Below are 13,268 nucleotides of genomic sequence, written 5' to 3' on the forward strand. Positions count from 1 at the left end.
CCTTAGAACATGCCTGCTAAACCAGGAGGTAAACCCATACCTGAGTTAGCTTTTTGCATTTTTTCTTCAGAAACTACTTCAGCTTGACGCACAGCATCATTCACCGCAGCTGCGATTAAGTCTTCAATCATGTCTGGTTCGTCTTGAAGTAATTCTGGATTAATTTCGATACGTTTTACGATATAACGGCCAGTCATTGTTACTTTAACTAAACCACCACCCGCTTCAGCGTGTACTTCAGTTTGAGCAAGCTCTTCTTTAGCCTTTTTTATATTTGATTCCATATCTTTTTGCATGCGCTGCGCTTGCTGCATGAGCATATTGATATTCATAAACCTAACTCCGTATCTCTATCAAATATTTCAAGTATTATTGATAGTCATATAACACTTCGGAACTTAAACTCTTTGAACGCCCCTATCGATCAGTAAGATCATTGAGGTCAGTACGTTTAAATCAAAATTAATCCGCAATTCTGACACAATAAATTAATGTTTTCTATTGGTATCTATGAAACTCTTTTAGGTAACTCATCCATTTAAAGCTTTCTATACGAAACTTTTTACTGCGAAGGCCAGTTCTAAAATTTAAGTTAAACTACTGCGAGGCTTGGAGGGTGCTATTGTCAGGTTTGTATTCATTCAAAGGAATTTTCTGAAAAGAGGCATTCGCTTTTTCTATTGTATGATCAGCTTCTTCAACTGATTTATTTGCATCATTAATCAATAGAACAGTTTCGTTAATTTGAGTCGGTTCATCCTTTTGGGCAAATACTTTGTATCCAACCAAACCAATTGCCCCTATAGCAACTAAAATAATTATAGGCTTAAGCATGGTTAAAAACTCACTTTGTTATTTTTATTAAATTTAGAACTTTTATACGTTGTGATTTTTAATTCATTTACAACAAAATGTAGCTTTTTTATTTCAATCGTTGTTTGTGAGTAACTTACCTTAAAGTAAAGCCACACTAAAATGAGTGTGGCTTAATTCTTAAATATATAAATTTTATTAGATCAAATCTAATCCACGTGAGATATCACCAATAATATCGTTAATATCTTCTAAGCCAACCGAAACGCGGATTAAGCCTTCTTGAATACCAGCAGCTTGTTTTGCTTCAGCAGAAAGTTTGCCGTGTGTAGTTGTAGCAGGATGCGTAATTGTTGATTTCACATCACCTAAATTACCCGTGATAGAAATAAATTTGGTGTTATCAATGACCTTCCACGCGCCTTCACGCTCACCTTTAACTACAAAAGAAACAATCCCGCCAAAGCCATTTTGCTGTTTTGCTGCAAGTTCATGGCCTTTATGAGTTGGAAGCCCGCCATAATAGACCTTTTCTACTTTTTCATGGGTAGACAACCACTCGGCAAGTTTTTGAGCATTTTCACAGTGCGCTTTCATACGTAAACGTAAAGTTTCTAATCCTTTTAAGAAAATCCATGCATTAAACGGACTCATAGATGGCCCTAAAGTACGCACTACGCTAAAAACTTCTTCTAGGAGTTGATGGTTACCTACCACTGCACCACCTAACGCACGGCCTTGGCCATCTAAATATTTAGTCGCAGAGTAAATCACGAGATCTGCACCCAACTTTAACGGTTGCTGTAAAATAGGTGTACAGAAACTATTGTCAACAGCAAGTAATGCGCCATTTGCATGCGCAATATCTACAAGCGCTTGGATATCTGCGATTTCAGCTAATGGATTAGACGGTGACTCAACAAATAATAGTTTAGTTTCTGGACGTACTGCATTTTTCCATGCATCTAAATCGCGTAGATCAACAAATGTGATATCTACACCAAACTTGGCAATGTATTTTTCAAATAAAGCGACAATAGAACCAAAAACTGCTCTTGAGCAAATAACATGATCACCTGCTTTTAGATACGCCATAGCAATCGATAGAATTGCTCCCATACCTGAGCTTGTAGCCACGGCACGTTCAGCCCCATCTAAAGCCGCTAAACGTTTTTCGAACATCGATACAGTCGGATTAGTAAAACGAGAATAGATATTTCCTTGAACCTGACCAGAAAATTTTGCAGCTGCTTCAGCAGCGTTTTCATATACAAAAGATGAAGTCAAAAAAATTGGTTCACCATGCTCACCTTCAAAACTACGAGTGTGTCCGGTACGAATGGCTAAAGTATCAAGTTGGTATTCTAAATCATCAGACTGGTTCATTAAATGTTCGCCTTTACTGGTCATGTACTAAAAACTATCATCATTTTGAGTGCCTAAGGTATTTAAGGTCAAGGTAAACCTGAAAATTATCGCTTAGACTTCAATCAATCTTTAGTATAGTTGGTAAAACAAGATGAAACGCTTAAAGTCCCTTGTCTCAGAACAAAGTCAAATCAAGCACCTCTCTACCCGACTATTTCGTCCTCAAACATTAGTATTGTCACAAAGCACTCCGTTTGAAGTGATTGGTGAATTCAACCAAACCCGTGTTCGTTATTATGCAGCTACAGAAAAGAGTTTTAGAGAACCATTAGTATTTGTGGCACCTTTAGCTATTAATATGGCGATTTATGATTTATATCCATATCGTTCTCTTATCAAATACTTCCAAAATGCAGGTTTTGACGTATACCTTGTCGATTGGGGGCGTTTAGGCTTTAAAGATAGACATCTTAACTTTTTATCGTTTATTGAAGATTTTATTCCTAAAGCTATAGAGCTTGTTCGCACACATTCAGGCAGTAATCAAATTTCTTTACACGGATGGAGTATGGCTGGCATATTCGTTACTTTATATACAGCGCATAATCATCCGAATTATGTCAAAAACCTTATAGTTTTAGGTAGCCCAATCGATAGCTATGCTTCTGGTTATATTGGAAAACTCTACCGAACCATAAACAACACTATTGCCCGCAATAAAAAGCTTCAGGAACGTATTTACTCAGGTTTACCGAAGCGTTTGATTCATACTCCGGGCATTTTAAATTCCTTAGGCTTTAAAATTCTTGACCCTAAAGGCTGGTTCGATGGTCATATTCAATTACTTAAGAACCTTAATGATCTTCAGTTCGTACAAGAACATGCCACATTAAGCAGTTTTTTAAACAATATGATTGATTATCCAGGAGGTATTAATCAGGACATGTTATTTAATGTTTGGCTGCAAAATCCATTAAGACAAGGTTCTATACAGTTAAAAGATAAAAAAATCGAATTAAAAAATATCGACTGTTCACTCTTAGTTGGAGCTGGTCGTAGTGATCAACTGGTCACGGCTGATGCAGCTCAGCCATTAAGCCAGTTAACCAGTAGCCAAGATGTTACGTTTACTCTTATTCCTGGTGGTCATTTAGGTCTAATGTCAAGCCAAGCAAGTGCACAGGAATTCTGGCCAAAGCTAGCAACATGGCTGAGTGAGCGTTCAACAAAAATCTAAATTTAGGCATAAAAAAAGCCCTCTATATGGGGGCTTTTATCTAACGCTTTCTCTATGAAAACAAATCTAAGCTAAAACTCACTAGAAGGATAGTTTTTTGAATACAAAGTATCCGACCTTACTTTCAAAACTTCCATCTTTTTGAATATTAAAATACTTTTTAACAACATCTGCTGCATTTTCTTGGAGATACCTAAGCGTTTTTATTTGATCTTCAGGTGTCTTCATGCGCTGTACCCAACTATCAAAATCTAGTTTGAGAGTTTGTTTTTCTAAAATTGTTAATTCAAAACCAGCATCTTCAATAAAGTGAACCCAGTCTTTAATACTGTAATTTCGTACATGACTAGGGTCTCGAATCACTTCTATAGTCTGTAAAAATGTATCTAAAATAGGGAAACTTGAGCTAATAATATCAACAAAAATAACAGTGCCATTTGGCTTTAATACACGATGTATTTCTTTCATTGCTGTTGGGACATGCTGCCAATGATGGGCAGAATATCGACTAATAATTACATCAAACTGTTCATCAGTAAAAGGCATATCTTCAGCAATACCTTGCTGTACAAAAATATTTTTTATTTTTCGAGCATTGGCAGCTTTTGAAACTGTATCGAGCATTTCATGAGATAAATCATAAGCAAAAACCAGATCTGCATGGCGAGCAACGTTATAAGCTACATGACCACCACCGCAACCTAAATCTAAAACAACAGCATTTGGATATTCATCAATTTCTTTAATGAATTTATCAAACTCGACCCCTTCAGAGTGAGCTGTGCTATTCAAATAACTTAAAGATTTATTTTGATACTGTTTTAAATTTATCTCATGTTGATTCAACATGGCTTATTCCTCTTCTTTGATGAGTTAACCATAAAAGAAAAAGTAGATAAAAAATAATGATTAGTTTTTCAATAATTAATAAAATAAAGTTATAATTTGTATCTCTATCAATTCTTAATAAAAAACCACCAAATGGTGGTTTTTTAATGTAAAGCCAAGTTCATATTTAAAAATTACTTTGCAGTAAATTTAATATTGAACTTTCTTACTTGTTTTCTAACTTCCGGATTAGAAGGTAAAACAAAGGGACTTGCACGCCATATCGCCTTTTCAATACTCGACTTAAACTTTTGGTCTTCTTTATCTAGAAAAATAATTTGCTCAATCTCACCAGTATCACTTAAAAAGACTTTAACGCTAGCACTCATTCCCACTGAAGAAGGCGGAACATTCCAAATTTTAAAGATCTTTTTTTGATATTGTTGCTTGTACTTTTCTGCTTCTACAATAATTTTGTCATCATCACTTTTTGCTGGTGATAATAACTTAGAATTAATTGTGCACCCACTTAATAACAATATAGAAGTTAAAATAATGACGTTTTTCATTTATAAAACCAATTTTTTCAACGATTAAAATTTAACATTTTATCTTTTTAAAAACCACCTAAATGGTGGTTTTATGCTAAATAGCTACTACTAAATATGTTCTTAGCAAATTCTAGATTTTAGCTAATTTACCAGGATTATTTAGTTTAACTATTTAATTATAATTTTCAGCATCGTTTTAAAAAGATATTTTATAACGTGAATTTATATTTGAGTGTTCAGGCATATCAGCAATATCCTGCTCAGTAAAAATTCCATGTTCAAGTACTTTAGTGCCATTAAAGGCAGTATTGACCGGAGTAACAGGTGATTTAGTAATATAATTTTCATCTGCTTTTTGTGTTAACGATGCACACCCATCTAAACCAAATCCTGTAGCCAATACAAGTAACAATCTCTTCATCTGTCTCACCTGTTATTATAAAAATCAAACAATCTAACAAATTATCCACTGATTGTCACATTTTTAAAACGATTGAGACTAAGCCAATTCTTTACAAAAACTCAATGAAATGTAAAGTAATTTGCATAAAGTGTTAAATTGTGTAAAATACCTAAATAATTTAATGATATGTTTAACTTATGATCTTTTTACTTTTCTTATTTTTGTTATTTACGTTTGTACTCCTCTTAAATGCACATTACAAACACTAGGTATTTGTATCTGTTCTTCTCATCTGCTAAATATTTTTAAAAAATTAATTATTTTCTTAAAAGCGTTTACTTACTTTCTTTAGTCTAGATTTTTATAAATATAAAAAAAGCCCGCTTTGTAAGCAGGCTTTACCCTTTTTGATTTTTTGCGCTGATCATTCAGGACTTTTTGCTGTTTGTGACAGCGCTCGGATATTACACTTATACTTAAAGATTAAAAAGACTAATCTTTTTTAAACTGATGCATTTACTCATCAATTTCAATCGGATCGCCGTCTTCAGGACGAATATGTCGTGTCCCATCATCAGCAGGATCGACACTAGAGCCATCCTTAGTAATCGAGTTATACATTTCGTCCTCTTTTTTATCGTCTATGAATTCTTCATCTTCAAAATCAAGAGGCTCGTCATCATCTTCAAAATTTAAAGGCTTTTCTTCATCTATCATGTGAACCATCCTTTTTTAAGCTATGTGATTTCATGCTCAAATAAATATCGGATATATTCAACAGTGAACACACATCATTTATGTAAAGAATACTTAAAAATTATTAAAATATATAAAAAGTTAAATAGTGTTATTCAAAATATTTTAAGAACTCTTCTAACTCAGGTAAATGTGCAAAGTTTTTATGAGCATCCCCTAACACAACCCAATCATGTTTTGACTCTATACAAAAATTAAGTTTTAAATCTGGTTTAAACGGTTGTTCAAGAAGCCCCAACGGTATCCATATATAGTTTGTACCATTAATTTTATTAGGGACAGGCGAACCACATCTATTACAAAATGATGAAGTAAAACCAGTTTCTTTTTTATAGGTAGCCACATATTCCTTACCCATCAACCAATTAAACTGATTTTCTTTTACTAAAGTAGCGGCATTCGCTCCAGTACCTGTTTGTTTTCGGCATAAGCTGCAATGGCAGTGATAAACCGTTTTGATTTCACAAGGTACAGAGAATTTTACTTTATCGCATAAACAAGAACCGATGTTAATCATATAACGTACTTATTTCATTACTATAAAAATTTTAATCATGACTTTAAATATTGGTTAAGTATATATTTTAATTGTTTAATATAAAATATATCTAATCTTTTGATTTAAAAAAGATTATAAAAAAGATCTTGATATATAAAGCTTTTTTATATTATAAGGTGAAATGTGACTTTAAATAACACTTGAGTAATTAATAGTCATTGAAATATTGGGAATAAACCTTATATTGAGTACAGGTTCATACCTTTAACTGAGGAAAAGCTCATGAATAAATTAATGGTTGCGGTATTCGCTGGAATGGTGACCCTTGCCGGTTTCAGTGCTCAAGCTGCAACACCTGAGCAAGAATGTCAAAAATTGCAAGATGATTACAATTTGATTTATGCGTCAAAAGGCTTTTGTTTTAAAGACCAAGATGCTAAAGAAAAATATGGTAATGAAAACTGTCATACGACTAAGCCAAAATTCTCTGATAAAGAGCAGCAACGTCTAGACGCAATTAAAGAACGTCAAAAAGAATTGAAGTGTAAATAGTATTTAAAGGAATAATACATGGCATATGATGATCAAAATATCTTCGCAAAAATTTTACGTGGTGAACTTCCAGCGATAAAACTCTATGAAGATGATCAAGTTCTAGCTTTTATGGATATTATGCCCCAAGCCGATGGTCATGCATTAGTTATTCCAAAAACTCCTGCAGTAACTTTACTTGATTTACCTCCTGAAGCGGCAGCTTATACCATTCAGATCGTGCAAAAAATTGCTAAGGCAATGGAAACTGCATTAAATTTGGATGGAATTGTGCTCATGCAGTTATCAGGAGCAGCTGCCGGACAAACTGTCCCTCATGTTCATTTTCATCTAATTCCGACAAATGTTCACCAACTTGGCAAACATGCGGCGCAATTAGGAGACCAAGATAAAATCAAAGCTTTGGCTGAGAAAATTAAAGCAGCACTTTGATTTTAAGAGATAAAAGCGGAGTTTAAACTCCGCTTTTTTTATTTAAAAAGTGTAATAAAATCAAAAGAAAATAAAGTATTTCCAATTTTTAATTGTCATAAAACTGTCATTTCTTCTTCACTCCATTGTCACAAAGTTTACAGATACTTCTTAGCAAGTTGGTGAGCTTCTGTAACTTTTTGTACATAAGCCAACTAAAAAATAAAAGTTAGCTAGGCATACGCCATTTAAAAATACCTTTTGGAGAAATCTCAATGAAGAAATTGCTTCTCGCTGCCGCAGTTGCAACTTTGAGCGTAAACGCGGTGCAAGCAGCGCCAACTTTGTACGGCAAACTAAACGTTTCCATTAACCAAGTTGACAACAAAAATTTCGATGGTAAAAGTGACGTTACCGAAGTTAACTCAAACTCTTCTCGTATTGGGGTAAAAGGCGAAGAGAAGTTGACTGATAAGCTATCTGCTGTTTATTTAGCTGAATGGGCAATTTCTACTGACGGTTCTGGTTCAGATACTGACCTTAGCGCCCGTAACCGTTTTATTGGTTTAAAAACTGAAGGCGTCGGTACGTTAAAAGTAGGTAAATATGACTCTTACTTCAAAACCTCTGCTGGTAGCAACCAAGACATCTTTAACGATGACACACGTTTAGATATTACAAATATTATGTACGGTGAAAACCGTTTAGATAACGTAGTTGGTTTTGAATTAGACCCTAAATTATTAGCTGGTTTAACATTCAATATCATGGCTCAAACTGGTGAAAGCACTTCTGATAGCAAAAAAGGCGAAACTGGTAAAGACAGCAAAAATGATAGCTTCGATTCAGTTTCGACTTCTCTAGGTTATGAAAATAAAGACTTAGGTTTAGCAATCGCTGCTGCTGGTGACTTCGGTATTAAAGGTAAATATGCTGCTTACGGTTTGAAAGATGTTTATACAGACGCTTACCGCGTAACTGGTTCTTATGACATTGCTAAATCTGGTTTTGTAGTAGGTGCTTTATGGCAACATGCTGAACCTACTGATGACTTGACTGCATATGGTCAAACATATAAATCAGATGGTTCAATCGATAAAGCTGGTAAAGCTTACCGTGGTTTAGAAGAAGAAGCATACGCGGTAACTGCTGCTTATAAAATTCCTAACACTAAACTTAAAGTAAAAGCAGAATATGCTTCTGCTGAAACACAAGTAAGTGGTCAGGCAGATCGTAAAATTGACTTGTATGGTTTAGGTCTTGATTATCAAATCAATAAACAAGCTCGTTTCTACGGTATCGTTGCTCAACAAAAACGTGACTGGTTGAACGACGACGACAAACAAACTGTTGTAGGTACTGGTATTGAATATAACTTCTAATCAGTTATGTTCGATTCAGATCTAAAATAAAAGGGCTTATGCCCTTTTATTTTATTGTGCTATCAAAAAAGCCGATATTTTTATATAGGCTTTTAAAAAATTTATATCTTATTTTAAGAAACCACTTACAAGATTCATCACATTTTGAATATCTTGGTTAGCTTCTTGATGATCTGTACTCTCACCTTGAGGTGTTAAAGAATCAATGACTTGAGGTAAGACAGAAGCGATTGCACCATAAACTTGTTCTTTTGGTGCTTGAGCTTGCTGAGCAACTTGTTCAATGTCTGCTGGATTAAACAGACTTTGTAATTGCTGGGTCGGAACTTCACTATTACTTTGGTTTGGATCAACCCAACTTTGAACTTGGCTACCTAAGCCAGCGCCTTTTAATTTCTCAAGAGCAGCTTGTAAACCACCTTGTTGCTGAACCCAACTTAAGATTAAAGGTACCACTGCAATTAATAAACTTTGTACACCACCACCAGTTTGAGATGTGTTGTTATTACCAGTGACTTGTCCCAATACAGAACCCAATACTCCACCAAGACCACCTTGGGCACCAGATGAAGTATTACCCCCCATTTGTCCTAGTACAGAACCTAAAATTCCACCTAAACCACCTTGACCCGACGCTTGCTGATTCCCACCTAAAGCTTGCTTAGCCAAAACTTCTACAATGTTGCTTAAATTTGTCATGAGTAACTCTTATGTATGGTTTATACATGAGCATACGCGTTTTTTTGTTAAGACAGCAAAAATCAAATTGTTAAATTTTGAAAGAGATTACAAGGTCTTTTACCAACGGAATTTATTCCAATTTTCTGGATTTGCCCAAAATTTTGAATTAAACCAGTCTGGGACATGCTTATAGGTCAAAATATTAAATTGCCATAAAGCAAAATCACTATCATGTGAAGTCTTATCAATAAGTTGGGTAAAACCTAAAGAACGCAGAAGCTGTTCATCACTGCGTTTGCTCACGACAACAATTCGTTTTGCTAATAAATCTCTTAGCTTTACTAATAATTGTGATTTTTGTACATCACTGATGTCCTGCATTTCATCAGTATCAAACAATACAAAACCCAAATCATAACGCTGAGTAAAAGGCAGACTTAACAGCTCAGTTACGGTAAAATAGTGCCATTGAATTGCGTTATTCTGGTCAATTTTCTGGCCAATACAAAGTGCAGTATGAATAGGCTGTTCGTTTGATAAATCGTCTAGCATAGAAGTGATGACATTTTGTTCAGCCATAACTGCAACCCTTAATTGAAAGATGTGAGTTTAAACTTTATGGAACTACAAGGCATTTGCCATAAAATGCATGCAGGCCTAAAAGATGCTAGTGTAACTGATCAACAGACAACCAAGGCAAATGTTGAATACAAATTTGTATTAGACCGTTCAGAAATTGATCTTCCTTTTAATTTAGGACAAGAACTAGAAATCGAATGGACAGGTAATATTTATTGCACCTCTTGTGGTGCTAAAACACCAAAGTCTTATTCTCAAGGCCACTGCTTTAAATGCTTTAAAACGAAAGCGGAATGTGACCTTTGCATTATGAAACCTGAAACATGCCACTACCATTTGGGTACATGTCGTGAAGATGATTTTGCCCACAGCGTATGTTTCCAGCCTCATATTGTCTACTTAGCAAATTCAAGTGCTTTAAAAGTAGGTATTACTCGCGTTAGCCATATGCCTGGTCGTTGGTTAGATCAAGGGGCAACTCAAGCCTTACCTATTTTAAAAGTTGGTTCACGTCGTTTATCCGGTCAGCTTGAAACCATGTTTGGTTCCTTAATTGCGGATAAGACAGATTGGCGTAAACTTCTCAAAGGCGAAGCTGAGCCTCTAAATTTGATTGAACAACGTGATCAGCTAATTGAAGAATTCGCTCCTAAAATTCAAACTATTCGTGAAGAATTTAGCCAAAATCTTGAATTTAACGAAACGGTTGAATTACTAGAAAATGAATTGCCACGTGAGTTTGTTTACCCGGTTGAAAAATATCCTGAAAAAATTAAGTCTTTAAATTTAGATAAAACACCAAAAATTCGTGGAGTATTGCAAGGTATTAAGGGCCAATATTTAATTTTTGATATTGGTGTTATTAATATCCGTAAATATACAGGTTACGAGCTGATTGTACGTGCATAAGTCGCTTTAAAAAAAGCCCCATAAAAATGGGGCTTTTTAATCAATATAATTAAGATAATCTATTTCTAAACAACCAAGCTGCTAAAGGTAAAGTTACTATTCCCAGCACAATCATTGGTAAAAAGTTCAATTTGACTTGGGCAAAGCTTGCACCTTCCAAATAAACCCGCTGTACCAAGTTAATTCCAAATCTTAATGGATTTGCATAAGTTGCTACTTGTAATGCTTTTGGCATATTTTCTACAGGTGTCAGTAAGCCTGAAAGTAACATCAAAGGCATAATCAATAAAAATGTAAAAAGCATAGCTTGTTGCATATTTAAAGATAAAGCTGAAATTGATAAGCCCACACCAACTACAGCCACGTTAAAGCTGAATAATCCAAAATAAAGCAGTCCAATAGAACCATTCATTGGAATTTTAAACCAGAACAAAATAATCAATAAAATAATGGTCGATTGCATCAAGCCTACAAAAATCGGCGGCAAAGCCTTACCAATCATAATTTGTAATGGCGTATAAGGTGTCACTAATAATTGATCAAACGTGCCCTGCTCACGTTCACGCGCAACTGATAAAGCAGATAAAAGTAATGTCTGCATCATACTTAATGCTGCAATTAATGCAGGCATTAAGCTCCAACGAGATTCCTGATTTGGGTTGTACCATGTTCTTGTTTCAAGGCTAATCGGTAAAGCTGAATTAAACTTTTGCTGATTGAACTGACCAATAATTTTATTTAGATATGACCCTGCGACCATAGCTGTAGATGAATTTCTACCATCAACAATGACCTGTATAGGAGCGCTTTGGTTATTGTTTAATTTACTCTCGAAATCATTGGGGATCGTAATTATGAGCAATGCCTGACGGTTATCAATGACCTGTTTGATTTGTTCGGTATATTCCAGTGTTGCAACACGCTTAAAAATACCAGAGCCATCGAGCTTCGAGATCAGCTCATGTGAAACCTGCCCGTTGCTCTGATCTAAAATTGCATAATCTACATGGTTAACGTCATAAGTAGCCGCATAGCCAAATAAAAGTGCTTGCATCAGGGCGGGTACAAATAGAATAGCCCTATTTGCAGGATCACTAAAAATGGTTAAGAATTCTTTTTTGACTAAAAAACTTAAGTGTTTCAGCCACGTGATTAATTGCTGCCACATAACTTTATCTCAACCGTTTTTTCAGTGAAAAGTTCACAGCACATATCAAAACAACGATATATCCCAATAAAATACCGCATTCTTTAAACCATAGCCTCCAATCATCACCTCCCATAAATAAAGTTTTAATTAAAACCATAAAATGCGTCGCTGGAAGTAACTGGCTAATAATTTGTACAACCAAAGGCAAGTTGCGTGTATCAAAAACAAACCCAGAAAGCATCAGCGCTGGCATAAAACTTGCCAACAAAGCAATTTGACTCGCCTGAAACTGACTTTGGGCAAAGCCAGATATAGTTAAACCAAGTAATAATGAAACGATTAAATATAGAAATGAAGCAAATAAAATTGAGAATAATGAACCGCGCATAGGTACTTCAAAAATAAAATGTGCAGCAACAATACAAATAACGATATCAATCATGCCGACAACAACGTACGGAATGAGTTTTGCCAACACAATTTCAAATGGCCGTACTGGTGTGACAAATAAGGCTTCTAATGTTCCCCGTTCCCTTTCACGGGCAATAAGCAGACCCGTTAAAAAGGCGCCAATTAAAGTTAAAATGAGTACCATTAAACCCGGTACTAAAAACCAAGTACTGTTACCAGATTCGTTAAACCATATTCTTTGTTCAATTTTAACGGCGCTTGCAGAGGCTAATATGGGGCTACGATCAATTTGTATTGATGGCGCGGTAGCCAAAGCACCCGCGACATACCCCTCTAAAGCAGTTGCTATGGTGGTCGATCTACCATTTAATAGCAATTGAACCTTTGCGTTACCTTGTTGGGCCTGATTTGCAAAATCGGAAGGCAAATGCAAAATCGCATCAATTTTGCCATTTCGAATGGCCTGTTCTGCTTCAGGCAAATTATGAAATTCTAGACTGGTTAAATATCGCGATCCATTTAAGCCAGCTAAGACCTGATTGACCTGCGGCGAGGACTGATCAACTACAACACCAAATCGTGCTTGGTTCAAGTCAAAAGAAAGTCCATAACCAAACAGTAAAATTAAGATAACAGGCAAAACTAGGCCAATTCCGAGACTGCTTTTGTCACGAAGAAGCTGTTTAGTTTCTTTCCGAACTAAGGCTTTCAAGCGACTCCAAAATGCAAAGCTCATTG

Annotated in this window: 17 protein-coding genes; 5 read left to right on the forward strand and 12 right to left on the reverse strand. The window is 35.3% G+C overall.

Going from position 1 to position 13,268, the window contains the following annotated elements; genetic code table 11:
• Window positions 1-2: 2 nt before the first annotated feature.
• The 3 genes from MKL36_RS04950 to MKL36_RS04960 all read right to left on the reverse strand — a co-directional run bounded on the left by MKL36_RS04950 (window position 3) and on the right by MKL36_RS04960 (window position 2,199).
• Window positions 3-332 carry a YbaB/EbfC family nucleoid-associated protein gene (locus MKL36_RS04950; RefSeq protein WP_001024697.1) on the reverse strand — a complete coding sequence of 110 codons (330 nt, stop codon included), beginning with the start codon at window positions 330-332 and terminating at the stop codon, window positions 3-5.
• A gap of 265 nt (window positions 333-597) precedes the next feature.
• Window positions 598-834: a hypothetical protein gene (locus MKL36_RS04955; protein ID WP_000917295.1), complete on the reverse strand. Its 237-nt coding sequence runs from the start codon at window positions 832-834 to the stop codon at window positions 598-600.
• Window positions 835-1,011: 177 nt separating this feature from the next.
• Window positions 1,012-2,199 carry an O-succinylhomoserine sulfhydrylase gene (locus MKL36_RS04960; RefSeq protein WP_031222643.1) on the reverse strand — a complete coding sequence of 396 codons (1,188 nt, stop codon included), beginning with the start codon at window positions 2,197-2,199 and terminating at the stop codon, window positions 1,012-1,014.
• Between the two features lie 133 nt (window positions 2,200-2,332).
• Here MKL36_RS04960 and MKL36_RS04965 point away from each other — a divergent pair, with 133 nt between their 5' ends.
• Entirely contained in the window at window positions 2,333-3,418 is a 1,086-nt protein-coding gene (locus MKL36_RS04965) for an alpha/beta fold hydrolase (RefSeq protein WP_021510792.1), read from the forward strand.
• A gap of 81 nt (window positions 3,419-3,499) precedes the next feature.
• Here the strand turns inward: MKL36_RS04965 and MKL36_RS04970 are convergent, their stop codons facing one another.
• The 5 genes from MKL36_RS04970 to MKL36_RS04990 form a co-directional block, all read right to left on the reverse strand.
• Window positions 3,500-4,267: a class I SAM-dependent methyltransferase gene (locus MKL36_RS04970; protein ID WP_021510793.1), complete on the reverse strand. Its 768-nt coding sequence runs from the start codon at window positions 4,265-4,267 to the stop codon at window positions 3,500-3,502.
• Window positions 4,268-4,440: 173 nt separating this feature from the next.
• Entirely contained in the window at window positions 4,441-4,815 is a 375-nt protein-coding gene (locus MKL36_RS04975; protein WP_000800035.1) for a TonB C-terminal domain-containing protein, read from the reverse strand.
• 178 nt (window positions 4,816-4,993) lie between these two features.
• Complete coding sequence (locus MKL36_RS04980) at window positions 4,994-5,218, reverse strand: hypothetical protein (protein WP_000826150.1); 225 nt, start codon at window positions 5,216-5,218, stop codon at window positions 4,994-4,996.
• Between the two features lie 498 nt (window positions 5,219-5,716).
• Window positions 5,717-5,917: a hypothetical protein gene (locus tag MKL36_RS04985; protein ID WP_000564581.1), complete on the reverse strand. Its 201-nt coding sequence runs from the start codon at window positions 5,915-5,917 to the stop codon at window positions 5,717-5,719.
• A gap of 130 nt (window positions 5,918-6,047) precedes the next feature.
• Window positions 6,048-6,473: a GFA family protein gene (locus MKL36_RS04990; protein WP_005110952.1), complete on the reverse strand. Its 426-nt coding sequence runs from the start codon at window positions 6,471-6,473 to the stop codon at window positions 6,048-6,050.
• Between the two features lie 264 nt (window positions 6,474-6,737).
• Between MKL36_RS04990 and MKL36_RS04995 the strand changes: the two genes are divergently transcribed.
• The 3 genes from MKL36_RS04995 to MKL36_RS05005 all read left to right on the forward strand — a co-directional run bounded on the left by MKL36_RS04995 (window position 6,738) and on the right by MKL36_RS05005 (window position 8,800).
• Window positions 6,738-7,007 carry a YARHG domain-containing protein gene (locus MKL36_RS04995; protein WP_001037927.1) on the forward strand — a complete coding sequence of 90 codons (270 nt, stop codon included), beginning with the start codon at window positions 6,738-6,740 and terminating at the stop codon, window positions 7,005-7,007.
• A gap of 18 nt (window positions 7,008-7,025) precedes the next feature.
• Window positions 7,026-7,439 carry an HIT family protein gene (locus MKL36_RS05000; RefSeq protein WP_000312749.1) on the forward strand — a complete coding sequence of 138 codons (414 nt, stop codon included), beginning with the start codon at window positions 7,026-7,028 and terminating at the stop codon, window positions 7,437-7,439.
• A gap of 254 nt (window positions 7,440-7,693) precedes the next feature.
• Window positions 7,694-8,800: a porin gene (locus MKL36_RS05005; protein ID WP_000734917.1), complete on the forward strand. Its 1,107-nt coding sequence runs from the start codon at window positions 7,694-7,696 to the stop codon at window positions 8,798-8,800.
• Between the two features lie 108 nt (window positions 8,801-8,908).
• Here MKL36_RS05005 and MKL36_RS05010 read toward each other — a convergent pair whose 3' ends face one another.
• Together MKL36_RS05010 and MKL36_RS05015 are read right to left on the reverse strand one after the other, a co-directional pair.
• The gene (locus MKL36_RS05010; RefSeq protein WP_021510794.1) at window positions 8,909-9,499 is read right to left on the reverse strand and encodes a YidB family protein; all 591 of its coding nucleotides are present in this window, start codon (window positions 9,497-9,499) and stop codon (window positions 8,909-8,911) included.
• A 99-nt stretch (window positions 9,500-9,598) separates the two neighbouring features.
• On the reverse strand, window positions 9,599-10,060 hold the full coding sequence (locus MKL36_RS05015) for a DUF6231 family protein (protein ID WP_000840537.1): 462 nt from the start codon (window positions 10,058-10,060) through the stop codon (window positions 9,599-9,601).
• A 39-nt stretch (window positions 10,061-10,099) separates the two neighbouring features.
• On the opposite strand from MKL36_RS05015, the gene MKL36_RS05020 reads away from it, so the two are divergent.
• Window positions 10,100-10,969 (forward strand): DUF2797 domain-containing protein, encoded by an 870-nt coding sequence (locus MKL36_RS05020; protein ID WP_021510795.1) that lies wholly within the window; start codon window positions 10,100-10,102, stop codon window positions 10,967-10,969.
• Between the two features lie 49 nt (window positions 10,970-11,018).
• Here MKL36_RS05020 and MKL36_RS05025 read toward each other — a convergent pair whose 3' ends face one another.
• Together MKL36_RS05025 and MKL36_RS05030 are read right to left on the reverse strand one after the other, a co-directional pair.
• Window positions 11,019-12,137 carry an ABC transporter permease gene (locus MKL36_RS05025; RefSeq protein WP_021510796.1) on the reverse strand — a complete coding sequence of 373 codons (1,119 nt, stop codon included), beginning with the start codon at window positions 12,135-12,137 and terminating at the stop codon, window positions 11,019-11,021.
• 4 nt (window positions 12,138-12,141) lie between these two features.
• Entirely contained in the window at window positions 12,142-13,266 is a 1,125-nt protein-coding gene (locus MKL36_RS05030; protein ID WP_021510797.1) for an ABC transporter permease, read from the reverse strand.
• Window positions 13,267-13,268 lie beyond the last annotated feature (2 nt).

Origin of the sequence: Acinetobacter sp. AOR12_HL, assembly GCF_027855275.1 — a bacterium.
Classification (GTDB): Bacteria; Pseudomonadota; Gammaproteobacteria; order Pseudomonadales; family Moraxellaceae; genus Acinetobacter; species Acinetobacter baumannii.

Coding starts and splice junctions, on each gene's coding strand:
- MKL36_RS04950 (WP_001024697.1), bottom strand. CDS start 332: ATGAATATCAATATGCTCATGCAGCAAGCGCAGCGCATGCAAAAAGAT.
- MKL36_RS04955 (WP_000917295.1), bottom strand. CDS start 834: ATGCTTAAGCCTATAATTATTTTAGTTGCTATAGGGGCAATTGGTTTG.
- MKL36_RS04960 (WP_031222643.1), bottom strand. CDS start 2,199: ATGAACCAGTCTGATGATTTAGAATACCAACTTGATACTTTAGCCATT.
- MKL36_RS04965 (WP_021510792.1), top strand. CDS start 2,333: ATGAAACGCTTAAAGTCCCTTGTCTCAGAACAAAGTCAAATCAAGCAC.
- MKL36_RS04970 (WP_021510793.1), bottom strand. CDS start 4,267: ATGTTGAATCAACATGAGATAAATTTAAAACAGTATCAAAATAAATCT.
- MKL36_RS04975 (WP_000800035.1), bottom strand. CDS start 4,815: ATGAAAAACGTCATTATTTTAACTTCTATATTGTTATTAAGTGGGTGC.
- MKL36_RS04980 (WP_000826150.1), bottom strand. CDS start 5,218: ATGAAGAGATTGTTACTTGTATTGGCTACAGGATTTGGTTTAGATGGG.
- MKL36_RS04985 (WP_000564581.1), bottom strand. CDS start 5,917: ATGATAGATGAAGAAAAGCCTTTAAATTTTGAAGATGATGACGAGCCT.
- MKL36_RS04990 (WP_005110952.1), bottom strand. CDS start 6,473: ATGATTAACATCGGTTCTTGTTTATGCGATAAAGTAAAATTCTCTGTA.
- MKL36_RS04995 (WP_001037927.1), top strand. CDS start 6,738: ATGAATAAATTAATGGTTGCGGTATTCGCTGGAATGGTGACCCTTGCC.
- MKL36_RS05000 (WP_000312749.1), top strand. CDS start 7,026: ATGGCATATGATGATCAAAATATCTTCGCAAAAATTTTACGTGGTGAA.
- MKL36_RS05005 (WP_000734917.1), top strand. CDS start 7,694: ATGAAGAAATTGCTTCTCGCTGCCGCAGTTGCAACTTTGAGCGTAAAC.
- MKL36_RS05010 (WP_021510794.1), bottom strand. CDS start 9,499: ATGACAAATTTAAGCAACATTGTAGAAGTTTTGGCTAAGCAAGCTTTA.
- MKL36_RS05015 (WP_000840537.1), bottom strand. CDS start 10,060: ATGGCTGAACAAAATGTCATCACTTCTATGCTAGACGATTTATCAAAC.
- MKL36_RS05020 (WP_021510795.1), top strand. CDS start 10,100: ATGGAACTACAAGGCATTTGCCATAAAATGCATGCAGGCCTAAAAGAT.
- MKL36_RS05025 (WP_021510796.1), bottom strand. CDS start 12,137: ATGTGGCAGCAATTAATCACGTGGCTGAAACACTTAAGTTTTTTAGTC.
- MKL36_RS05030 (WP_021510797.1), bottom strand. CDS start 13,266: ATGAGCTTTGCATTTTGGAGTCGCTTGAAAGCCTTAGTTCGGAAAGAA.